16 protein-coding genes and 2 pseudogenes are annotated in these 24,243 nt (G+C 48.6%); 10 read left to right on the top strand and 8 right to left on the bottom strand.

The genetic code is table 11. The features are described from left to right. Positions 1-97 precede the first annotated feature (97 nt). Positions 98-1,652, bottom strand: a pseudogene (locus ACZYTD_RS04620) (IS3 family transposase). A gap of 162 nt (positions 1,653-1,814) precedes the next feature. Here ACZYTD_RS04620 and ACZYTD_RS04615 point away from each other — a divergent pair. Beyond that, a pseudogene (locus tag ACZYTD_RS04615) lies at positions 1,815-2,300 on the top strand (helix-turn-helix domain-containing protein); the annotation flags it as partial. Between the two features lie 86 nt (positions 2,301-2,386). Continuing rightward, the gene (locus ACZYTD_RS04610) at positions 2,387-3,388 is read left to right on the top strand and encodes a transposase (protein ID WP_463889786.1); all 1,002 of its coding nucleotides are present in this window, start codon (positions 2,387-2,389) and stop codon (positions 3,386-3,388) included. Positions 3,389-3,627: 239 nt separating this feature from the next. Here the strand turns inward: ACZYTD_RS04610 and ACZYTD_RS04605 are convergent, their stop codons facing one another. From ACZYTD_RS04605 to ACZYTD_RS04575, 7 genes are all read right to left on the bottom strand, one after another. Further along, on the bottom strand, positions 3,628-3,978 hold the full coding sequence (locus tag ACZYTD_RS04605; protein ID WP_463889784.1) for a hypothetical protein: 351 nt from the start codon (positions 3,976-3,978) through the stop codon (positions 3,628-3,630). A gap of 1,086 nt (positions 3,979-5,064) precedes the next feature. Then, complete coding sequence (locus tag ACZYTD_RS04600; RefSeq protein ID WP_463889782.1) at positions 5,065-5,619, bottom strand: hypothetical protein; 555 nt, start codon at positions 5,617-5,619, stop codon at positions 5,065-5,067. Further along, a complete protein-coding gene (locus tag ACZYTD_RS04595) occupies positions 5,570-12,886 on the bottom strand; it encodes an RHS repeat-associated core domain-containing protein (protein WP_463889780.1) in 7,317 nt (2,438 codons plus the stop codon). The genes ACZYTD_RS04600 and ACZYTD_RS04595 overlap by 50 nt, the downstream gene beginning before the upstream one ends. Before the next feature lie 294 nt (positions 12,887-13,180). Then, entirely contained in the window at positions 13,181-13,519 is a 339-nt protein-coding gene (locus ACZYTD_RS04590; protein ID WP_463889778.1) for a hypothetical protein, read from the bottom strand. A gap of 853 nt (positions 13,520-14,372) precedes the next feature. After that, positions 14,373-15,794, bottom strand: coding sequence for an exodeoxyribonuclease I (gene sbcB, locus ACZYTD_RS04585; RefSeq protein ID WP_463889776.1), 1,422 nt, complete (start codon positions 15,792-15,794; stop codon positions 14,373-14,375). 177 nt (positions 15,795-15,971) lie between these two features. Next, positions 15,972-16,388, bottom strand: a complete 417-nt coding sequence (locus tag ACZYTD_RS04580) for a hypothetical protein (protein ID WP_463889773.1) — start codon at positions 16,386-16,388, stop codon at positions 15,972-15,974. A 157-nt stretch (positions 16,389-16,545) separates the two neighbouring features. After that, positions 16,546-16,896: a DUF3693 domain-containing protein gene (locus ACZYTD_RS04575; protein ID WP_463889771.1), complete on the bottom strand. Its 351-nt coding sequence runs from the start codon at positions 16,894-16,896 to the stop codon at positions 16,546-16,548. Between the two features lie 426 nt (positions 16,897-17,322). Here ACZYTD_RS04575 and ACZYTD_RS04570 point away from each other — a divergent pair, with 426 nt between their 5' ends. From ACZYTD_RS04570 to ACZYTD_RS04535, 8 genes are all read left to right on the top strand, one after another. Then, positions 17,323-18,702 (top strand): replication initiation factor domain-containing protein, encoded by a 1,380-nt coding sequence (locus tag ACZYTD_RS04570; RefSeq protein WP_463889769.1) that lies wholly within the window; start codon positions 17,323-17,325, stop codon positions 18,700-18,702. Continuing rightward, the gene (locus ACZYTD_RS04565; protein ID WP_463889767.1) at positions 18,695-19,096 is read left to right on the top strand and encodes a hypothetical protein; all 402 of its coding nucleotides are present in this window, start codon (positions 18,695-18,697) and stop codon (positions 19,094-19,096) included. Before ACZYTD_RS04570 ends, ACZYTD_RS04565 begins: the two co-directional genes overlap by 8 nt. Next, positions 19,093-19,308 carry a hypothetical protein gene (locus ACZYTD_RS04560; protein ID WP_463889765.1) on the top strand — a complete coding sequence of 72 codons (216 nt, stop codon included), beginning with the start codon at positions 19,093-19,095 and terminating at the stop codon, positions 19,306-19,308. Before ACZYTD_RS04565 ends, ACZYTD_RS04560 begins: the two co-directional genes overlap by 4 nt. A 23-nt stretch (positions 19,309-19,331) precedes the next feature. After that, complete coding sequence (locus ACZYTD_RS04555) at positions 19,332-19,565, top strand: hypothetical protein (RefSeq protein WP_463889763.1); 234 nt, start codon at positions 19,332-19,334, stop codon at positions 19,563-19,565. A gap of 111 nt (positions 19,566-19,676) precedes the next feature. Continuing rightward, the gene (locus tag ACZYTD_RS04550) at positions 19,677-21,389 is read left to right on the top strand and encodes a hypothetical protein (protein WP_463889761.1); all 1,713 of its coding nucleotides are present in this window, start codon (positions 19,677-19,679) and stop codon (positions 21,387-21,389) included. Further along, entirely contained in the window at positions 21,389-21,787 is a 399-nt protein-coding gene (locus tag ACZYTD_RS04545; protein WP_463889759.1) for a hypothetical protein, read from the top strand. Before ACZYTD_RS04550 ends, ACZYTD_RS04545 begins: the two co-directional genes overlap by 1 nt. Position 21,788: 1 nt before the next feature. Then, a complete protein-coding gene (locus ACZYTD_RS04540; RefSeq protein WP_463889757.1) occupies positions 21,789-23,123 on the top strand; it encodes a zonular occludens toxin domain-containing protein in 1,335 nt (444 codons plus the stop codon). Positions 23,124-23,601: 478 nt separating this feature from the next. After that, positions 23,602-24,021 carry a hypothetical protein gene (locus ACZYTD_RS04535; RefSeq protein WP_463889755.1) on the top strand — a complete coding sequence of 140 codons (420 nt, stop codon included), beginning with the start codon at positions 23,602-23,604 and terminating at the stop codon, positions 24,019-24,021. Positions 24,022-24,243 lie beyond the last annotated feature (222 nt).

Genomic DNA, 24,243 nt, shown 5'->3' with positions numbered 1-24,243 from the left:
GTGGTGCTGAGGCCTTGGTCACGAACTCTCTCTCCCATTTTTTTAAGGTTCTTCGCGGAAGCGGCGTTTTTCAAGATAGTTGTCGCGTAAACCTGTTTTAAGCCGCCTGTTTTTGCTCTGGTTCGGGCCGATCTGGATTCAGCATCACCGCACCGATAGGCGCCCAGTTTCTCGTTGTTCGGCTCCACCTGGTTGGATGTCGCGCTCGGGCCGCCTGATACACCGCATCCCGTTTCGCCAGCAGGGCTTTATCTTCACCCCGATGCCGCTCGCTTGGTGTGACGAAGAGCGGATACGGCTATGCCGGTGCTCTTCGTTATACCAAGTCATAAAGTCGCGCACCCACTCTCTGGCCGCTTCCAGACTGGCAAAGCCATCTGATGGCCACTGTGGGCAGTACTTCAGGGTCCGGAACAAGGACTCCGAGTACGGATTATCGTTGCTGACCCGAGGCCGTCCCCGCGAGGGCGTGATGCCCAGGTCATACATCTTGGTCAGCAGCGTGACCGACTTCATTGGCGCGCCATTGTCCGAGTGCAAGACCAGTGGCTGCTTCCAGCACTGTTCGCGGATGACGCTCCGTTGCAGCAACGCCGCCGCTTGTTCACCGCACTCTTGCTCATGCACTTCCCAGCCCACCCCTTTGCGGCTGTAGATGTCCTCTATCAGATAGAGGTAGTAATACTGGCCACGGACGAGTGACGGCAAGTAGGTGATATCCCAAGACCACACTTGATTGGGTCCGGTCGCGGTATGGCTGGTTGGTACCGGCACAGGACGCGGTGGCTGGCTCCGGCCACGCCTGTGCTGCTGGTCAGCCGCCCGCAAGATGCGATAGAAGCTCGACTCACTGGCCAAGTAGCGCCCTTGGTCGGCCAGCCGTGGCACGATTTGACTCGGCGGCAACGAAGCGAACTCCTGGCTATTGCAGACGTCCAGCACGGCCTGCCGCTCCTCTGGACTCAAGGCATGGGCTGGAGTAGGGCGAACCGCATCCGGTCGCCTATCGGCACTCAGCTCAGGCTCGGCCAACCAGCGCTGGAGCGTGCGCAGACTCAGCCCCAACACCTCGGCCGCAGGATGCTTGCGGGCGCCAGCTTCAAGCGCTTCGCGCCACCATGCAACGTATTGCTGCCGCTCTGGCAACGAGGTCAATCGGCCTCGTCGACGCTGCTCCAGTAGGCATCGAGCTTTTTTTGCAATATCAGCAGAGCTGCCGCCTCGGCCAAGGCCTTGTCTTTACGACGCAACTCTTGCTCTAGTTGCCGGATGCGCTTCTTGTCGGCTTTGGCTTGCACTTTATCCGCCTGTTGTTGGGCGCGAGCGGACTGCTGGCCTTGGACACAAGCCGCTCGCCACGCCTGTATCTGCTCTGGGTAGAGGCCTTTTCGGCGACAATACTCGCTGAGTTCAATCTCCGAAAGGGCAGCCGTTTCCAGCACGGTTGCGAACTTGGCCTCGGCTGGCCATTCATCGGTCAGTTTGTTGTCTCCAGGCACCGGAGCCCCTCCGTCTTTGGCTTGTTTGCGCCAATGATACAGGATGGTCTTGCTAACCCCATCTTGGCGAGCCACCTCCGCGACAGACATATTAATGGGTGGCAACAGTTTCTTGAGTAAAGCTGCTTTACGCTCATCAGAATAACGAATCATTCGACACTCTTTTCCGCCCCCAGTCTTCACATTTAAATGGTTCAGATCAGGCGACAACTATTCTGACACCGGGGGGAAGCGTGGGGAAAGGTAAGTTGACAGACAGGGATCGGGTAAACTGGTAGTCGCCAAACAAACCGGTTCCTTCACCCTGCTGTCGCTATGCATCATATTGATTTTGCCTCGTTCTGGCCAGGTTACGACGTTTCTGTCCATAGCCGCTGTACCAAACAAATTACATTGGCTCTTGAGCCTCGCACCAATCACCTGCCTCTCTGTGGCAAGTGCCATCAGCCCTGTCCATTGATCCATGACCGCCGGATGCGCCTGGTTCGTGACCGTGACCTGTTTGAACTACGTGTCCGCCTGCAAGTCCCCATCCGTCGGGTTGACTGTCTGCACTGTGGTCGGGTTTCTGAACATATCGATTGGTTGCCCCCCAGCTCCCGACTCACACAGCGATTGCAGTGCTGGGTAGAGGCCTTGCTTGAGTTGATGCCCATCAGTCATGTCAGCCAGCTCACCGGACTGCACTGGCATACCATCAAGGCCATCGACAAGCGTCGGCTACAAGCCAGTGTTGGCACCTTTGAGCCCGGTGCAGTACGACGGCTAGTGATGGACGAGTTCGCCCTGCATAAAGGCCATAGTGACACCGGGGGGGACATCCACTTCGACTTGCTGTATGTAAAAACAGTATCTACGCTTTGGTCATGATGGTTCTGTTGGAGTAGATGATGACCTTACCTCGCAGCCAATTGATCTGCCCAGCATCCACACCTTACTACCACTGCATCGGTCGCTGTGTGCGCCGAGCCTTTCTGTGTGGTGAAGATGCCGTGACCGGCAAGGATTACAGCCACCGCAAGGGCTGGATATTGGCGCGGTTGGCCCTGCTGGCTGAGGTCTTCACCATAGAATTGTTCTCGTATGCTGTGATGTCCAATCACTACCATCTTGTCGTTAATATCAACCAGAACAAGGCATTATCTTTGACTCAGCACGAGGTCATCTCCCGTTGGAGCAGACTGTTCCGCGTCCCTGCGATTGTCGAGCGCTGGCAGCAAGGTAACGCGCAAGAAGGCGAAACCGAGGTGGCAGAAAAATTGGTCGCCCTGTGGCGTCAACGCTTGGCGGATGTTTCCTGGTATATGCGCTGCCTCAATGAATACATAGCGCGGGAGGCCAACCTTGAAGATGGTTGCAAGGGGCGATTCTGGGAAGGCCGTTTTAAATCCCAAGCCATACTGGATAAGCCCGGGTTGCTGGCCTGCATGGTTTATGTGGATCTCAATCCACTGCGCGCCTGCCTGGTTTCCACACCGGAAGAGTCCGCAGACGTCTCCATCCACCAACGCTTGGTGGAACATAAACGGCTGGCTGAAACAAATGGCACGACAGGCCAGCCCGAAGCAAACCACCCCTGGTTGCTGCCATTTGCCACCACAACTTCCGAGCCAATGAGCTTACCCTGTACCTTGAATGATTACCTGCAATTGCTGGACTGGACAGGAAGAGCAAGGCGTGAAGATAAGCGAGGTGCTATTGCTGCCGATATTCCGCTTATCATGTCTCGCCTGGGGATTGATAGCGGTAGCTTCCTGTCTCAACTGGCGATAAAGCAGCTATCACGCGGCACTGTCATTGGGCTGGTCACGGGCGCTGCAGATCATGCCAAACTCACGAACCGACAGAAGGTCAAGGGCAGTTTGCTAAGGCCGACCGCACTACAGTAATGCCCCCAGCTTATATTATCCCTAGCCATTGATCAGAAGCTTATGCGCTCTTCACTGTCCCTGGGCCGTCCTCACCGTTTTACCTGCGAAAGACGTGTGTAGCGGTTGTTGTTACCAGTCATTGAACATCTCCATTAGCGCTCAGTCCGGGTGATGCTGGAAGGATCTCTACCTGTAGCACCGGTTTGAGGTGGGTGTCCTTTTCAGCTCTATTAGATTTACTATCTATTTAGTTACCTTTAATTTTTGACATCCATTGCTGACAACTTGACAGACTTTCCAGATGGGCCATCGATGCAATTATTGTTACCTATAACCCAAACAAGCTTCTCAGAAGCCTTTGCTGTCAGAGCCATGCTTATGATTGCTTTATCATAATCCTGCGCTGGGTCCAACCAAAGAGATATAAAATTACTTTGAGTATTACAGGTGCTTGTGCTATCGAAATTGCCTTTACTAATGCTGACGAATATTTTTCCATTATAAGCAAATATGCTGCTCACATATCCTTGATAAGAATCGCAAAATGCTTGTGTGCTAAACAACATAAATGATAGTGATAGCAATAGCAATGACTTTCTTAGTGACATAAATCATCCTTGTTTTGAAATTAATTAGCGCATGAGGCGGTGAATAATACAGTCAAGTATTGAGTTTTAATAAATTAAATGATTGATTGCGGGTAAGCTGGCTTAAAAGCTGAATTTTAATTCTTTATAACCAAGTAATCAGCTCTAGCGCAAGTCTGTTTATTGGTGGCGTCTGTGCTATCTAGAATAAAATAGTGTAGCTCATCAATTCTGACTATTACATCTCTTTTACCTTGCCACCTTGGGTGCCGGCGAATGAATAGCTGCTTAATAAAATGCTTATTATGGCAATGGTCTTTTCCATGTTGTCTCCAATATTAAATCGTAATATGCTGGCAGATTACTCCAGTGCCATATATTCTGGTGAGGCAGCGGGCTGGTTTTTCTCTGTGCATTGGGTCAGTGTGGGCCAGTAAAAATATATCTTGCGGTTGGTGGTTAATGCCGTTAATAAGGTGGAGAGGGCATTTTTCTTGCTATCTGCGGAGCACAGTTTCATAGCAGGTTTGGCCAGCTAATGCGGAATGAGACAACAGGGCGAGTGTTATGGCGAACATGGTTTTCTTGCACTGCATAATTAATTCCTTCTAATAACCATAATGGTTCTGTATGCGGCACGTAACAAGATGGTGCCGAGGCATTGATTGATATCAATCACTAACGGGTAGCTATAGAACATCACTGCACAGAGTGACTTTTATACACCAACTCCATTCGGTTAATACTCTAAGAGGGAGAGGGATATCTTTTCCCTTGGTGCAGAGAAAAGACACCCTCCTTTCCGATTTTACAGGTGAGTGCTGGGGGTTGCTTTTTAGCAGCTAGTAGCGCCAAGCGCCACCCCCTCCCAACCTCCCCCTTGGCAGGGGGAGGAGCTGTGCTATTCATTTTTCGATATTTATCATACAACATGACCCAAGATAGGTATAAGAGACAGCTAGTAACTCGTTGACGCTGGGCCAATTAGCAGGCTGTGTGCTCGAGTCAGCATCCACTCCAACAGAACACGTCTGAACGAGGCGTGGATACTGTTTTTATATACCGAAAGTTGGATCGGATGCGCTGTCGCCTGTCATTAGCCTGACGTTAATTGTAGTAGTCGCCTTTGACTAAATACCATTTGGAGTCAGCAAGCTGAGATAATCTTACCTTGCTTTGATTTTTAAAAACTGATTTGTAGTAGTAGCTAGGCTCCTCAAAATATTCAATTCTGGTCACTTCACATGTTTTTATAGGTAAGCAAAAGCCATCAGATATTATCCATATAGTTACTGAAAGGCTCTTTGCCCCAGAGTCTCCATCTAGGGAAGAATTAATTGCTATGCAGTGTTGATTAATCATGGGGAAGCTAATCTTGTTCTTTAGGGAAAGAACACCCTTCTCTGACTTAAGCAGGTTTTTTTGATTGCCATCACCACATAACTGCATGTAACTTATATTTTCCCCTCTTTTTATTATATTTAATAGCTCATTTAATCCGCTATAATTTAATTGAAACCAAGCAGCCATGCTTTCTGGTGAGAACACATCGTTGTAGTGATCTTTATTACAGCCGGGAGTACACGCAAAGACCAATGCAATCAATTGTACTCTACCAAAAACTAAACCCATGGCCACCATAGACTTTATTTCCATAATCATGTCCCTCCATTATTAGCTTTGAGTCACCTTCTCTGTCTCCCCATGTGAAGCCAAGATTTGTTATTCCTCTCGCAATGGAATTAATTGTGACTGGTGCCGATAGAGCAACAGCAGCATAACTTCCACCACCTTGTTTAAAAGTTTGATATACGCCAGCCCCTGATAGCGATGTCGACAGTGGATAACCTTGTGCTACAGCCATAATCCCAAAGTGTACGTTGCCAAATTCAGACATACGGTACTCGCCAAAAGCTTCTTGTAAAAAGCGTACATTTTTATAATCCCATGTCCCTTCTTTTTTTACTTTCCCGATGAAATCTACTGTCGATAACTTTGTTGCTTCATCAAAGTTTTTATCAATGTCTATATTACCTTTTTTAAGGATGTCGCCCCATTTTGATTCAAACTCTTCCTTGAGTTGCTGGATTTTATAATCGATTGCCATATCATTTAACAGTCGGGAATACGCCCCCGTAATTGCCCCGTTGGCAAACTTGCCACCACTCAGTTCGGAGGCTGTGCCACCAATCATTGCGGCCACAATGGCATTTTTGGATCGTTCAACAAAGCCATTACCTCCGACTTCGGGCATCCACTTCATTTGTCCGGCAAACTGAGTAAAGCCTGCACTTAGGAAGCCGTTACCAAAGCTTCCCCCCTGACTGACAGACAATACCCCACCCGTGACGCCATGGGCCATCAATTTTCCGGCATTAAAGCCACCAGCTTCGCCAAATGCTTGATGTATGCCCCCAAATGCTGCGCCAGATATGGCGCCAAAGGCGGCTCCCTTTAGCGTTCCAGACCCTACATAACCAGAAATGGCCCCTGTGATGGCACCGATAGCAATAAAATTGCTCGACGAAATAGATAGCGCGGCCCATAAGGGGCCGGCCATGGGCAAGCATACCGCAATCGCCACCGCCGCTATGGTGCGCCAGTTATGTTTAACAAAGTTTTTCAAGCCGCTAAAGAAGAAGCCGCTGGGGTCGGTCATATTCAGCGGGTTGTTCAGTACATAGCTGTAGCGGTTGTAGCTTTGCAGGTTGTCTGGGGCTTGCACGAAGGGGTCGGCCTGCAGGAAGCGTCCCAACTGGGCATCATAGATGCGGCCATTCATATGGGTGATCCCCAGTTCATCCACCTCCTCATGACCGGTAAAACCGCGGGGCGTTGCGGCCGAGAGCCACTGGTGGCTCGGGAAGCGGGCACCACTGACCAGCAGTTGGCTCTTGCCCCAGGCGTCAAACAGGCGCTGCTCGGTTAGCGCGCCGCTGTCATCACTGACGGCGATGATGGAGCCCAGGTGATCGGTATGGTTATAGAAGCGTTTGCCTATCTTGGTCTTTTCATAATAGAGATAGGTCACCCCCGCCAGGTTGTAGCGATGGGTGATACTGCTGCCGCTCTTGTCCTGAGTGGTGATGCGCTCATAGCCACCCAGATTATGGGTGACGACATCAATGCCGTTGTTATCTTCGGTGCGTACATCGTGGCGTCGATAGCGGTTGCCATCCGGGCCATAGCTGAACTCGGTAAGGCTGGCGCCCTTCTTGATGCTCAGCAGGCGATCCTGACCATCGTAGTTCAGGGTGCGAGCACCATCGCTTAACAGGTTGCCGTTGCTGTCATAGCTAAAGCTCTGGCTGCCGAGCTTGACCAGACGATAAGGGTTCTCTGCCGCATACTGATAGTCGGCTAAATTGCCTTTTCTCGTCAGGTTGCCAAGGCCGTCATAGCTGAAGTTCTCTTGCTGCTCTGGTTGGGCATCCATGGCGGGTAAACCGGCCAATTCTGGGCGGGCGCCGATGGATGATTTTCGCCATTGCAGACGGTTGAGATCATCATAGCCAAAGGTTTCATTCACCGACTGCCAGTTCAGCCAACTGCCGCCATAATTTGCGTTACGGCTTACCAGATTTCCCAACTCATTGTAGCCATAGCTCTGACTGATCAGCGTTGGCTGCGGGTTGGTCTCTGTACTGGGAATACCAATGCTGATGGCCTGTATGGCACCGGTCTGTTGATTGTAATCCCGGGTGGTGATGACTTTATTACCCTGTAATTCACGGGTTATATGGCCATTTTCATCCATGCCCAAGATCACACGCAGTGTTTTAACGGTACTGATAGTGCCATTTTTCTGAATAGTCTGGATGACTCGATCTAAGTAGCCGCTTTCGTTGTAAACATTGCGGAAACCGACACGAGTATTGTCGAGTTGAACTGGGTAAAGCACATTATCAAGTCGCCCTTGAGCATCGTACTGGTTGGTTATCTCGTACTTGATCAAGTTGATCCAGGTGGTCAGCGTGAGTGGCCGGGATAGGGCGTCATAGCTCTGCTCCTCAGCGTATTCATTGTTTACAAAGCTGGAGCAATTGACGTTACCGCTCTGTTGCCAGCGGCGGTAGAGTTTCCCCTTGCCATTGGTGGCCAAATCATACTGATAGCAGATGGTTTGCACCTGCTGGTTATTCACCGGAGTAATGGTCTTGCGCACCAAGCGCCCCAAGCCATCGTACTCTTGGCTGATGACACTCTTGTTGGCATCACTCTGCTGGAGCAGTTGGCCAAAGCCATTGTAGCTATAGGTCCACACGCCCTTGGTCAGATCGGTCAGCTTATCCTTGTTGCCATTAATATCGGTGTGGCTGGTACTCAATACCAGGTTTTTAAGGTTGCCCGTCGCATCCTTATATTTACTGCTGACCTGGGTGTTGAGTCCGTTGGCGTCGTAACTGTAATTGTAGTTAAGCTCCTGTCCCATATTGTCGATGACTTGAGTCAGCTCGCCGTTGCCATTACGCACCTCCACCCGTTTTTGTTGTTTGGGGTTAAGTTGGGTGGTGGTGAAGCCGTTGTAGTTCCAGCTGCTGGTGCCTACGCCGGCCACGTCTTGTTGCACTATCCGCCCTAGAATGTCATAGCGGTTGCGTGTGCTGGGTGTTGAATCCCCCTCTGTTGGCCGATAGGTGGGTCTGACCGCCAGTATGGGGCCAAGTTGCAGCACGGGGCGCCCATCATTATCAAACTCGGCCCGGCTGACACTATAATGGGAGCCATCAAAGGCCAGCGTGGCCTCCTGGCGTTGTTGGCCAAACTTATCAAAGTAGCTGTACTTGAGCACACCCGTATTGCTGCGGCTTTCGGCCACATAGAGGGTAGAGGGGGCACATGCACTGCCGCTGCAGAAGTATTTATTGCCCGAGCTGTAGGAGCCATCATTGCTATAGCTACTAGATTGATTGGCAAACAGGTCTACCGTCTGATGGCTGATGATGCCATTAGCATCACTCTTGCTAATTTTGCGCACCAAACCAACCACAGCGGCACCATCGACCCCGTTGTAGAGGTAGCTAGTGGTTAATGCCGGGCTAGACCCGCCAGTGACGGTTTCACTACGCAGATAGTTACCGTTGGCATAGTCGCGGGTCACAGTGCGTGTCAGATTGCCGGAACTTTTGCTCTCAGAGGTCACGTTGCCATAAGCATCATATTGGTAGCGGGTGGTGAGTTGGCTGCTACCGCTCCCTTCGACACTGCTCTCTAACAAGCCATCAGCTTGGTAGTTGAAGGTCGAGAGTTTTAGCTGTGTCTGTGCAGCAGGGTCGATAGTTTGAGTTAAGCCAGCACAACTACGAGGGCCTAAGTTGCTGCTCCCCCGGATTTTGAGCACGGCGGCACAACTCAAGCGCCCTTTCTCGGCACCACCACCGGAGCCAGCGTAGTCATTGAGTGACACTGTGGTAAAGGTCGCGCCCGTGTTGCCCGTGTTATCGGTTAGCTGCACCTTGTTGTAAAGAACATTACCCCATTCATCTTGCAGCATGTTGCTTGTGGTGGTTGTCAGCAGAGCCTGACTATTTAGGTCGTTACTCTTCTCTGTGCTGCCGTCTTGATAGACCAGGTAACCACGCTGGGCTGTCACATCGGCATCAGCGAGAGCAAAGCCGGTTGATACGCCAGTGGTGGTGCCAGATTTGGCCCAGTGCCAGCTATTGTTAGCCGAGGAGAGCTCGGGTTTCGCCGCACTGCTGGTCAGATAGCGGGTGGTGGAGGCGGGCATGCCTGCAAGCGGGAAGTGCTGATGATAGAGAGTCGTGGTGCCTACCTGATCGCTAGACTTGATCGTGGTTAACATCTCAAAGCCGAGGAAGCCACTACCTTGGGTATCGAACATGCCTCCACCGTATTGATAATTGATCGTCACGGGGCCTGTCGGGCCATCTGATGTGACCTCAGATACCAAAAATAGGCCACTTCCCGATACGCTGCGGAAACGCGGGTTGTTGGCTGGTTTCTGGGTGGATTGGTTATAGGTATAGACGTTAGGATCTGTGGCTTGTTTGAAGGTTACGGTTGTGTTACCGCCCAGAGCCATAGGATCGGTATTGAATCGACGAATAACATGATCACGGATATTGCCTCGGCCACCTTGATTGACATAAATGGCTGAGTCCTTGATTGTGACCATATCTAGTCTGCCATTGCCCTGCACATCGGCAAACTGCACTGGCCCTTCACTATGAGTTAACACCCCGCGACGGTTAAAACTTAGTGCAGTGGCAGCATTAACATCAGCTGCAGCATGTGCTGCGCTGATATAAATTTCATATTGAGTGCTAGAGGCGGCATTTAGAACATCTGTTGCACCATCACCATTAATATCGACGAACAGTACATTGTCATTGGTGATGTTGGTAAGTGGTGCCGGATTGCTGAAGCCGCTGTTCAATAATAGCGTATTGCCTACACCTATGATTCCATACCAGGTGTTATTCATCTTAAACGCAAAGTCGGTCAGGCCATCACCGTTAAAGTCGACAGCATGCAGATTGGTCGCGTCATTTGCTACATCTATAGTAGCTCTATATTTTAATGCCTCATAGGCTCCGGTTGTTCTACCTGTTCCAGTAAATATTTTCCATTGTGACGTAGTGGTTGGGCTTCCCAGAGTCCATCGATAATCATACTGGGAGGTTGTAGGGTTTGATATTTTTTTATATTTTTGCTGACAATCACTTACAGAGCTGACATCAGTATGAAATTCATACGTTCCTTGTCCACCCGTAATTTGGCAACCATATTGAGCCGTATTCCTCTTCTGGCTAAACACTAGGTCTGAAATTCCATCGCCGTTCACATCGACCAGGTTGGCACCTTCCAATGTAAAGTCGTATGTAATTTTAGTTGAACCTATGTTCTCTTCGGTTGGAAGCCCGGTTAATATTATGGGCGCGGTGTTGCGAAAGCCCATTCCATTGCTGGTTGTGTTTATAATCCCTTTAATAAGACTCTCTTGTTTAAAGGCGATATCCTCTAATCCATCACCATTAATATCCATGACTATGGTGTTGGACTCCAATCCACTAGAGGGAATGTTTAGAGGGTAGATGTTGGAGCTGTAATCGGTGTTGACTATTTCACATTCATAATATTGTCGAGCGACGCAAACCTTGTCGGCAACTGTGCGTATGGTTGGTGAGAATTGAATAATCTGCCACTGACCATCTTTGCTGACTAAGAGATCCTTTACCGAATCCCCATTCCAGTCGATCAATTGGCTATATTCTGGTTTATCACTAGCACCGAGTAGTTTCACCTCGTTTGTGGCGCCATTACTCATATACCAATTTTTGTCACTGTAGAAGAGATAGTCGGCAATGCCATCACCCGTAATGTCGGCTACTCGTACATTATTTGGATTGTCAAATCTTTTATAGGTTAGATGTTTTTCCGTGGTATTATTGAATGATTCTGCATTGTCCGTTGGTGATTTTTTTGCTGGTTTTGTCCAAGTAAAAGAGAGGGGGGGAAGACACTGTTTATTGCCAGAAGAGTCAAATTCTGCCCCACACTCCTGAATGGCAGTGAGGTAATTTTTTTCCTCCTCCATCTGAGCAAAATCGTAGAAGGCTGAATACTTGCGTGTCGGTTGATCATCCACAGATATCAGTATGCTGTTGAGCAGCTTAGTGCTGTTAATCAGGGCTCCGGCAAGGAATTTTGAGCGGCTCTTGGGTGACTCTCGGTAGCCGAATTCTACCTTAATATTTGGGGTTGCGGAGGTGGATATATTACCACCATAGCTAATTCCATCTAGTAAATATTCTTGCTGGTTGATGTTTTTATATTTGAAATCTATATAGTTATTTTTGGAGTCTATTATTCGCGATAGCCCCCACGACAACGTCACTACCTGGGTGATTTTTAAACTGGTTTTCCCATCGCCGGCACCATTATCCATGCCATAATAAAGCTTATCCCCGTTTTTCTTTTCGATAAGAAAATAGGATGGGCCATTTCCGCTTGGATAGGTAGCGGTGATTTTTTGTTGGCTGGCGATTTCGGTGTAGTAACTGTTGGCACTCCAATATGTGGCATCACTGATTTGAGTTCTTGGCGCACTGCCAATCGGATAGAGGCGTTGACCATCAAGACAGAGGCGGTCTGACGTGTCAAATTTGATACCGGCAATGATGCCATCTTGGGCAATGTTTTTGGCGCAACGACTGATACCACTGGTGCCTGATATGTTCCAACCCATGCCCAAAACCCCTTCACCAATAGAGCTGGAATAGCTGAGGGATAGCTGGGGTTTCATGTTGCCACGGCCTGCGGGTAATTGAATTGGCACATCATAGTTGATGCCGCCATCTTCCCCAACGCGGAAGCTGGCGGCAGTGGAGCCAACTTTATTTGCCGGTTCAGGTTGCTCATTATTAGCTCTGGTATCCCAAAAGCTGGAACCATTACTAAGCAGATACCCATCACTAAATACAAAATCGGCGCGATTATCGCCGTTGACATCTCGTATGGCTAATGAGGAATTATTTGCGGCCAGGATGTCAGCTTGTGATGCATTAAATGTTATTAGCTGATTACTATCTCGCAGAGCGATAAAGCTATCACTCTGTGCGTTTGGCGCTCTAAATAACAAATCACTCTTGCCATCGCCATTGAAGTCTGCTTTAACTAATTGGTAGTCTGAAATAGGTAGCAGACCATATCCTTGTGCTTGCCACTCAGCTTGAGAGATATTTGTTCTTTTCCATTCGCTACCACTGCGATCTAGTTTCCAATATCCGTCACTTGGCATGAAGTTGACAGGTGTTGCAATGTCGCCATGAATAATCAGTAGCTCTGGGTCTCCTTTGTAATAAAAGCTCGAGCCTGAGCTATATAAGGTCCCAGCCTGCACGCTGCCAAGCGAACAGCTTAATATTATTAAGCCGAGAAAACTGTTTTTGAATGGCTGTTCCATTTCATTCCCTTGATTAATGGCTTTGCTGCTTGTTGGATAACAATACATAGGTGTTTTTTTAAAGTTAGAAGCTAAATATTAGGTGTTGTTCTGGTGTATGTAATACATAAGGTAGAACTATTGTTAGCCAGTATTTCTATTTAAGATTCTGGGCGGGAGATGGCTGAGTATTAAATAATAAGACTGAGTTTTTAAGTGGTTGCTTAACAGTTGTTATTGCATTGTATTTAATGACTCATCACCCAATGGGGAATGAACATCACCGATGCTGCAGCCATATACTTTGTTTTGCCATTATCGAGTAAGTCGTATTTGTGTTATATGGCACTGCGAGTTTGGGTTATGTGGCCACACTTCTGACTTATCGGCTAGAAATATTATATTGTTTTGAGCGTGAAATGCTGACAATAAAATGCTTAGGTTTTTTGAAAACCCTAAGTCTGACATCTTCAACCAATATCCACCGGGGCAGCTTGTATGTGGCGTGTCAACTGAAAATAATGTATCTCCGTCAGGGAAGTTTGAATAAGAGTTTATTTCGCTAATTTTTGTTGCTGGACTCATAACGACTTCAGCTTGAATGCTTCCAGTAAAAAGCGGTAATAATAAAATATACGGGATTATTTTTGACATTGATGACTCCTGTTGATATGCATGTAATTTTTGTTGCGTGTTGCAGAGTATTTGTTCGCAACCATGTTGTATTGTAGGGCGAAGGCAAACTACCGAGTTGTGAGTATAATTTTTGTTAGGAATATTCAAATGAAATACTCATCAATCATCACCTATCGGCTAACTGCATGATGGTATTGTTCAAGTACTTTGAGTTTTAAAAAATTACTCTTTATGTTGACTCGATTGGTTTACCAATCACTCAGTATTTGATCAGTAAGGCTTCTTAGTAAAAAATAAAAGTAACATATAACTATCAACTCGGTAATTATGCGCTTAATCTCTCACTCGCATATATTAGTAAAAAGTTAGTGAAAGGCTGGTTTAATAATTGGCTGTTGCAATGATTAGTTCTTAGCGATTATGACAGTGTATATCAGACTGTTTATAGAATTTAGATGTCATTGAGTGAGAATGTTCTCAGGCCCCAGATTGGCTTGCATAAGCGTGATAACCCACTTGTTAAAACTTCCCATGGCTACCGCACCGGAGATAATGTGATCTGGTTGGGGTTGTGGTGCTGTTTTTCACAATAATATGTGACTTTAGCTTCATTTTCTATTACAAAATAAATAAATGGTTATTTCGCATTATATTCATATACCAAGCTAATGATTATTCATTACTTGTTGTGATAGGGTGCTGATCTCATGTGAAATAGCCAGCCTGGCTCTCATTCTCATCTGGCTGTTAGGTGACGGCCCTGCCAAGGGCGAGGTTGCGAGAGGGGGCTCTGACTTATGAAGCACAAAAGTCTGATCCCCACCTTAATAAAAAATGGAAGGGCGAGAAACGACTACATCTAGTCCTGCTCTCAGAAGCTCTGCATATACTTGGCCAGAGATTTTAGCACCGCCAGCTTGTGGCTATCCTGGGCGTGTTGCTCCAGTAGCAGCTCTAACTTCAGCAGGTAACTATCGGCGTGCTGATCCAGGTAGTCGGCGCAGTGTTGGCGCCAGCGCAGGGCTTCCTCCGGGCTCAGCGTATGGGGGTAGTTGCGGGCCCGATAGCGGAAGAGCATGGCTTGCAGACGGGGGTCGTTAAACTGTATGGGGTCGCTGGCCAACTGCTCCGGGGGGCGGCTACGCACCAGCTCCATCATGGCCTTGTCACCATCCTGGCAGAAGCCCCCATACAGCTGTAGCTCAGCTTCGCGGCTGACCTGTTCGCTAGGGGTGTACTCCTCGCTGAACACCTGCAGCAATTTTTCCCTTATCTCAGGGTGCTGACGTAATAAATTCAGGCTGGTGCGGCATTGGGCTCTATTCAGCCCCAGTTCCTCGGCTCGCTGCTCCGTCAGGGTGGCGGCGGGGGCCAGGACTGGGCACTTGTTGATATGCACCAGTTTTACGCCTATGGGCAGGTTATCGCCCAGCTCATCGCGCTTGGTATAGAGGCGTTCGCGGATCTGTTCGCTCTCCAGCGCCACCAGGGGGGAGATATCCTGGTTGAGATCGACCACTATCACCGCATTGGCGTTAGTCGGGTGCCAGGCGACAGGGGAGACCCAGCTGGCGCAACCTTGCCAGGGGGAGAACATGCCAGAGACATGAACCAGCGGCTTCATGCTGATCACATCGATGAGCGCCTTGACCTGATTTTTGTTGCGTAACTTGAAGAGGTAGTCGAACAGCTTGGGTTGCTGGTCGCGGATAAGTTTGGCCAGGCCTATGGTGGCGTAGACATCCGAGAGGGCATCGTGGGCGTGTTCGTGGCCTATGCCATTGGCCTGGGTCAGCAGCTCCAGGCGGAAGCTGGGTTTGCCCTCACCATCATAGACCCAGTTAATTCCTTCGGGCCGCAGGGCATAGCAGGCGCGCACCACATCCAGCAGATCCCAGCGCGAGTTACCCTGCTGCCAGCTGTAGCCGTAGGGATCGAAATAGTTGCGATAGAGGGTATAGCGAGTGAACTCATCATCGAAACGGATGTTGTTGTAGCCCAGGATGCAGGTGTTGGCCTGGCTGAACTCGGCATGGATGCGCCGGATAAACTCAGCCTCATTCACGCCTTGTCGATTGACCAGTTGCGGTGTGATGCCGGTGATGAGACATGCCTCAGGCTCCGGCAGGTAATCGGTGGGCATCTGGCAGTAGATCATCAGCGGCTCGCCGATTGGGTTGAGCTCGGCATCGGTGCGGATCCCGGCAAACTGCGCCGGACGATCGCGCCCCGGGTGCGTTCCGAAGGTCTCATAATCGTGAAAGTAGAAGGTTGGCTGCTTAGGATTACTCATGAGCGTGTCGGTCAATCTCATCAATTGGGGCCAATGTCTGGAGGCCAAGAGAGCACAGGTTCGGATATTGTCACTCTCGAGCCCGGAGCCGGGTTGAAACTAGGTATGAGCGCGGCTCATGGTAAACCATATTCATCTGGGAGCAACAGCATAGGCTTGGATCGGGAGCTAGAGTGGCTAGCTGTCAGCGGTGTGCTTGGCATACGCTGCGCCATCGAAGCCCTGCTGGATCAACAGTTGAGCGGCTGCTTGGTGATCATCACATAGTAATAATGAGACGATCTTGCTCGGGAAGGCGGGGTTAACGCGCTGGTTGATGTCCCACAAAATACGGGCAGAACCACTCCCCATGACGGCGACAGCACAACTCAGGCCATGGGTGAGAGCCCAAGCCATGGCTTCTTTGATGAAGGGGGTACACTCGGGGGTGCGGCCAAGCCACTGCTGCAGATCTAGCACATGAGCCCACCGCTTGGGTTTGCCATGTTGCTGCCAAGCGTGTTGGAAATTTAGTAAACAGATGTGAGAGCCCTCTTCATTGAAGGGGCCGTTGAGCTGAGTCAAACAGATATTTCCTATCCAGGTGATAAGCATGTCACCGTGAGCTTCCTGTACCACTTTATTGTCCCCTCTGATTACACGGCTCCAGCATAGCAACATGGTGTCATTCGTTTAGGGAGCTGCATCACTGTGCTTTCACATGCTTGCTGATGAGTCCGAACATGCCATTATACCAATCAATTTAACGTAACTAATGCAATTGCGAAGCTAAAAATTCAGCTATCGGTAGTGCTAAAAAGGGGAGTAAAGCCGCGCCAGCTCTGGCTTGCAGGCTGGCGCTATATTTTTTTACGACTGATGCCCATGCGTTTTTTTCTTCTTCTGTTTTTGCTCGGGCCTCTGCTAGCTTTGTTACTACTTCTGCAGGGTCTATTCCGCATTCATTAGCTAGAAAAATCCCTAATTTATCAGTTAGTTGAACTTGGCCAGACCAAAGCATGTTTACATATGATTTGCTGATTTCAAGCTCTGCGGCCACTTGCTTTTGCTGAGTGTATTTTTTCTGCTTCATAAACAGCTCTATTAGCTCTTTTGAGTACATTTTTCTTTCCCCATGTGTTGCGTCTAACTCCTATCGTAGTTCATTTGGTTCAAAAATTACTGTATTGCCAGTTCAATAAATCTTGAATTACAGTGTCAACAATCTAAGGATTATTGGACCGGCACCATGACACAGAACATTGCTACGCAACAACCCGCACAACAAACCTACTGTGCCCGCGTTCTTCTTGCTGCGTCTGGTTATGGCCCTGACTCTACTGTTGGTGGCGAGTGATGGTTATGGTCTATTGGCAATCCGATGACGTTTTCGGCGTCTCCTACTGCATTAACGGCCATGTCGATTTCTGTCGGTCGGTTTCGTCTCTCCATGGTCTTTGCGCTCACGAATATGGCGCGGGCAATTTTCAGCTTGTCGAAATCACCAACGAGCAACAGTACAACGAGCTTTTACAGTCTGGGGTGTTCTATGCCCAGCCATAAGACCATCATTGACTATCTGAGCTTCACCTTTGCCCCGCCATTGCTTCGCCGTCTCACTGAGCTGGCCAAGATGGGCGCCAAGCTCAAAAGCCCCCTGGCTGGTATTGATTGGCATATCGCCCACCGTGAACTTGCTTCATATATTGAGCCGCTACTCATGCCGGATGAGTTCGTCCTTGATGGCTCTCTCTCCCAGCTCCATCAGTGTGGTTTTGAGCTTCAATCGTCTATCGTTGACCCTGAGCTTTCCGCCGCTGATAGCGCCCTTGCGTCTCGCGCTGTGTCATTTCATGGCTGTTACTCTGACTTGATTGCCTCCTTTGGTGTTCAGTGGCTGGATTCGCTATGCAAGGCCGAGCTTGATTTCTTCCTGCATGTTTTGAATGAGAGTGTCAGTCCGTCTGCCTCTTCCCCTCGCTGGACTGTCATTCCTAAGCTGGGCGGTATGTTCGGGTATAAAAACTCGGCATCCCTGCTTTGTGATGGTATGTCCGCTGGCGTTATCGCATGGGGCTCCTCTAACCATGGTTGCTTAGTGTCATTCACAGGTACGGGTTGTGCGGCATTAGATTTTCCGGCTCTCCATCGCATTCTTGCCCCCCTGGGTAAGCAAGCCCCTGCTTGTGATGCTCTTGGTGCCGATGGCTCTAAAATTCAAAAGTCTATTACCTTTGGTGCCAAAATCACTCGCCTTGATATTGCCCTGGACGATTATGAGGGCGATACCTTCGACCCTCACTCTATGTATCAGTGTGCCGAGGATGGCGCGTTTGTGGGTCGTGGTAAGCCCCCAAAATATTCGTGGGTTGAGTCTGGTACTTGCCTGCCTGCTGACCGCGCCCGTGCCTATGGTCGTCGCTATACGTTAGAGCCGTCATCGGGAGTGACCTTCTATGTGGGTCATCGTGAATCTGGCAAGCTGGTGCGCTTTTATGAGAAGGGCAAACAGATGAAAAGTGAGGATTATCCGAATTGGCAACGTGCCGAGGTGGAAATCCACGCTAAAGACCGTGTAATTCCGTTTGATGCGTTGATTAATCCAGATGCTTATTTCGCTGGGGCTTATCCAGTCCTTGCCGATATTCTTCGTGATGTGACGCCTATATTGATTTGCACATTTCGGAATAGTTTTGAAATCAACGAATCTGTTGCCATTGAAAATGGTCGCCGCCAAATTGGCCGCTTAGTTAATTACATGTCCCGCGTGGCTAGAATGTCGCCGTTTGATATTGTTGCTACTTTTTTATCTGGTTTAGACCCGCTGTCTATTCCACGCCGTTTATCCGTCCCTGTGCCTCAAGAGTATATAAATTCGTTTGCGGCCGAGGGGTTTTATTCTGATATTGAGGGTGCTCATTATGTCTAACATTTCAACAGGTGTTTTTTGTCGCGGCGTGTTAGTTGGCTATGCCACTGTGGATGATAGCTACAATAATAAATCTGGTGACCGTGTCGAAAAAACCGCTCACCTCATCGGTATTCGCAAAATGATTATCGACCGATTTGGTATGCCGTCTGAGGTTACTCAGCCGTTGGTTTTGTCTGACTCGTTGCTTAAGAATAAGCCGTTTATGCAGTCAATTACCGTTTGTCGCGGCATGATGGTCGAAGCCCCTCTTTCTGGGTTCTCCGATTTCCATAATCGCCCGTATGTTTCCAATGATTGTGTTTTGACCCCATTGGGTGCTCAGCCGTCATCTGTTGAATCGATGTTTTCATCTGATATTCAAGAGCCTGCCTTTGCTGGCGACAAGAAATGAATTGCCTGACCGTTAATGGTGAAATATTTACGGTCACTCAATTGCCAGATGGTGAGCAATGCACTGGTTATGTGCTGTTAACTCAAACTGATTTACAGCAGCATTTATATGAATTTGATGCTGCTACCTTCGACCAGATATTAGGATGGATGCTTGTTTCATTCGTATCAGGTCACATCGCTGGGCGTATCTGTCGTTTGATGCGCATTTAATAACTGTAGGAGTTTTACTCATTATGAGACATTTCGTCACTCGCGTTAAATATTACGGCGTCCGTACTGCCGCCGTTGGTTCTGGTCTGATGTTGTCTGCTGGTGCTGCCATGGCCGAAGGTGATAGCACCACTACGGCCATCAATGGTGCCCTTACCAGAGGTGATGCTGCTGTGGGTCTCGTCGTTACTGGCGTGATTGGTTTGGCTGCCCTGGCCTTTGGTCTCACTATGATTAAAGGCTGGCTGGGCAAGTAATGCTTGCCGCTGCCCTTCTGGCGTCCGCAGGTGCCCTTGTGTTCGCCATGGGTTTCCTGAGCGGTGTTTTCACTTCTTAGGAGTTAGGGCGGGAAACCGCCCTAGTTTATTATGCTGCTTAGAGTCTTGACCTATTCCTGTCTTTTATTCCTGATTGTTTTTTCAATCGGTCTTTCTTTTGCTTCTGAATTCGTACCTGCTCAGCCTAGCTTTATTAACTCTCTTGGCAATTGCCGTGATTCCAATTGGAATTGGTCTATTGAGGGTGTTTCTGGCTCTGCTTGTTCTGCTTATTTTAAAACCCATTCTCCATGGGATTCTTGCACTATTAATACATCCTCTTCTCTCGTTAATAATTCCATTCCTTGTCTTACTTCTGGTGGTTCAACTCTCGGGTATTGGTATCCTGTTAAATCTTACTCTTGTCCTCCTGCTGACAATCCTACTTATACAATTGGTCCAACTTCCGATGCCACTGGTGCTATGGTTTGCGGTCAAAAGCAATGCGAATACTCCACCGGCTCTTTTGAGGCAAATGGTTTATCCAATGGTTCTGGCACTGCTTGTGTTATGGGTTGCCAAGCCAAAGTTCTTTACCCGTCTAGAGCTCAAGGTCAGTTCGGTTGGCTTTTTACTGGCGTTCGAGGTGTTGATGCCTGTCATTGTCCTGCTGGGGTTTCTAATTGCTGGGTTTCCGGTTCTTCTACTACTGTCGACCCCGTTCCTAGTGCTGAAACTCAGTGCTATGCGTACGATGATGGCTCTATTAAGTCTGTCGATTGCGGTAAGAATGGCTCAATGACTGTCGATGTGGGTGCTATTCAAGAGGCTATTTTTACCACTGATACTAAAGTTAATCAGATTGAAAGCTCTCTTGAGGCTTATTCCTCCATCATTTTAGACCATACGCGTCAACTGAATCAGAATGGTTTGGATATTGCGTCTCTTTTAGCTCGCGCTCCCGTTCCTGGCCCCCAGGGTGTTAAGGGGGATAAAGGGGATAAGGGTGATACTGGTGCCCAGGGTATTAATGGTTCCCGTGGTGCTGATGGTAGGGACGGCGCCCAAGGCGTTGCGGGTGTAGATGGCAAGGACGGCGCCCAGGGTGTTGCAGGGGTAGACGGCAAGGACGGCGCCCAGGGTGTTGCAGGGGTAGACGGCAAGGACGGCGCCCAGGGTGTTGCAGGGGTAGACGGCAAGGACGGTGCCCAGGGTGTTGCGGGGGTAGACGGCAAGGACGGTGCCCAGGGTGTTGCGGGGGTAGACGGCAAGGACGGTGCCCAGGGTGTTGCGGGGGTAGACGGCAAGGATGGCGCTCAAGGCGTTGCGGGCGTAGACGGTGAGGATGGTATGAGCGTTACCGCCTTCCAAGATGGTCTTGATGCCGTTGTTATGTCGTCTGAGGGGGTTGAGCTTGCCCGTGTTGCTGGGGTTGATAAAGATGGCATCATTGAATCGGTCGATAAGACCACTCAAGCTATAAGCGATTTATCTGCAAAGTTTGATATCACGCCTCCCTCTGGTGGCGGTGATAATCCATATGCTGAGATATTTGGTCAGAGTTTTCGCGATGATATAAAAGCCGAAACTGAATCTGCGCAAGAAGAGTTGCTTAAAATAGCTAACGAAGCTCGCGATGTTTTTAAATATAATGATTTGTCTGCCACTGGTAATTTTGATACCAATGCCCAAGACATTATGGGCGCTAGTGTTGATTTGTCTGGCCGTAGGTTATATGACATTCTTGCCGATAATGGCATTGCCGCTATGGTGATGTTTTTTGCGGCTGTCGTTGGTTTTGGAATTATAATGAGGTCTAAATAATGAATCGAAATTTCTATTTTCTTTTATTCTTTGTTTCCTCTTTGGCATTTGCCGCTGACGGTTCTCAATCGTCGTTTAGTTGGTTATTTGATAGAGTTAATAGTGTTGCATTGTTTTTTGATGAAATGCCAAACATTATCCAGCGCGGCTTAGCTTGTTTAATTGAGTTTTATTATTATGGTGTTATTCAAGCTAAAGTAATGGCCATCAAGTTTGCTTATGGTGTGGCCAAGCAGATTTCCTCTGATTTAATGATTTCCCAGCAAATGGCGACATACTTATCTTTGTTGCCATCTAATTTGCAGTATGCTTTGCAGACGTTGGGTTTTCTTAATGCCATAAATCTTATTGCTAATTGTTTGTTGACTCGGTTTGTTCTGGGTTTGGTTGGGTGGTGATATGGCCATAGTCCTTGAACATGGGCCTAATGGCTCTTATAAGACTTCATCCGTTATCTGGTATCGCCTTCTTACCGCGTTGCGTGAGGGGCGTGTGGTTGTTACTAATATTCTTGGACTATTCCCCCTGGAGGAAATTGAAAAGCGTTTAGGTGAGAAGTTCCCCGACTCGGCGCGTTTGTTTCGCGTGTTTGCGCTTGATGCGGATATGCGCGCTTTGTGGCGCCGCTGGTTTCACTGGATGCCCATTGGCGCCCTTGTCATTATGGATGAGTGCCAAGATATATTCCCTAAAACTGGTTGGAAATCTCAAGAGATCGATTTAAAGCCAATTGACATTTATCGTAATCATTTGCCTGCTGATTTAATTGAGTATTTCAAATCCACTCATAACAAATATAAGCCCGTCTTGGATTCTTGTGATACCGATGATTCTGGGCGTTTATTGTTGAATATTGATGGCACAATTATTTATCCAGCCAATATCGATGAGGCGTGGACTCGGCATCGGCATTTTAATTGGGATATTATTTTTGTTACTCCGGCTATTAATCATCTTAGTGATTTAATTCGTTCTTGTTCCGAAGTGGCGTTTTCATATGCTTCTAAGGATTCGTTATTTTGGCGCAAAAGGAAACCTAGAATCTATGAGCATAGACCAAAGGAAAATGGTGTTCCAAGTAAAAATGATCCGGTATTCTCGCGTCATGTTCCTGTCGCGGTTCACTTATTGTATAAATCAACTCAGACGGGCGCCGTGGTTAAAAGCGGTCAATCTGTGGGGCCGTTATCAACGGTTAAGGGTAAAGTCGTTTTTTACTTTGTTATACCCGCCACTTTCTTTATTTTTTTCTACTTATGCTATTATTTTTTCTCGATTATTTCGGGTTCTAGTCAATCGAATTCTGCGCCCGCTCCTGCGGCTATTTCTGTATCTGTTAAAGCGTCTCCTGGTGCTCATATTCGTAATGATGGTAATGCGGTTGCTACTCTTGAACCTGTTAAGCCTTCTTTTTTGATGCCGTTTAATTCAACTGAGGTTTGGATTTCTGGCGTATCTGGTTATATTGACAAGCATTTAAAATTCCGTGGTGTTGTGATATTCAACATTGATGTTGATAAAAAACAGTTGTCTGTTGATGACTCAATATTGTCGGGCATTGGTTATCATTACCGCCTTATTAATGACTGCGTGGCCGAACTGCGAGACCCGCGTGGTTTGAGTCGTATGATCACTTGTAAACCTGACGAAATATCCTCTAACCCTATTACTCCCGATGCCGCTCATGTTATTGCCTCAAATTCCCCTTTGATTTCCCCTTTTAGCGATAAATAACCATCCAGCGGCTGGAGCGGGCGAGCGGCCAAGCGAGGAGCGACAGCGGCGGGGTGGGGTTATCGTTTACGTTAGTTTCTGTTTGTTCTGACGCCGTAGGTGTCCACGGGTTTGGGTGTAGCCCAAGGTTTTAATCCCGTAGGGATTGCGAGTGAGGGAGCCTGCGACTGAGCGTAACACAAGCCGGCTTGCCAACTTTTTTGAAACTCCCCTCTTGTCCGGCGCGTAGTTTTCCCCCTTCGTTCAATCAACGAAACCCCTCCCTTTCTGCCAAACTGCTTTTAGTGCGCTTGCGCATCAGCCTTTGTTCTTGATTCTTGCTTGGGGTGGCGCCGGTGTTCGTCCATCCCGTATAGTAATACGGGGTGAAAGTCCTTCTAGCTACTCCCGCCCGCTCTTCTTCTTTTCCGGCTCTTGGCTTGTTCGGCTTTCTGGCTGTGTAGTATCGTGGGTGCTTGGGATTCTATTGGGGTTTGCTATGCCGTTGCCTAAGCAGGTGTTTGAGCTGAATACGGGGTATATTGGTCGGGGGTTCTGGTTCGCGCTTGGTTTTACTCCTGTGTTTCTTCTCCTGTCGTGGTTAGCCATGTCGCTTTATTTCCATCTGGCTCTTCGCAGTGCCGACGAATTTTTCACGCGGGAGACTCAGCGTATGTCGCTAGAGCGCCAGCAGATGCAATCTGAGGTTAACGCCTTCGCTCATGCTGCCATTGCTCCTGCTGTGAATAGCTTTCGTGCTATGGCTCCTCCTGTGGTGCCTTCTCATGCTGAGATTGGTCCTGCCCGGCAGTTAACCCAGGCCGAGCGGCAAGAGCGCGAATGTAGTCAGCTTATGCTTCAGTTTTCTGAGTCTCAGGATCCTGCAGTGAAGGAGCAGATGTATAAAGTTTGCCCATGAAAAAGGGCCGTTTGGCCCTTCTTTATTTTTGTCTCCAGTACCATGCGAATTGCCGTTTTTGATTCGGTCTATCCCTGACTCGCGCCTCTGCTTGTCTTTGTAGTATCTCCCATAGTCTTTCGACGCTAAGGGTTTCTCCTCCTGGAGCCATTAGCAAGTTTGCTCGGATTTGCCATCCCTTCCACTGTTGATTTAATTCGTCCAGTTTTACCCCTCCTACTA

The sequence above is a fragment of the Pseudaeromonas sp. HNCC25DJ180 genome, assembly GCF_055413345.1.
Note: the sequence above shows the minus strand (reverse complement) of the source record. Positions and strands in the feature narration are given on the sequence as shown.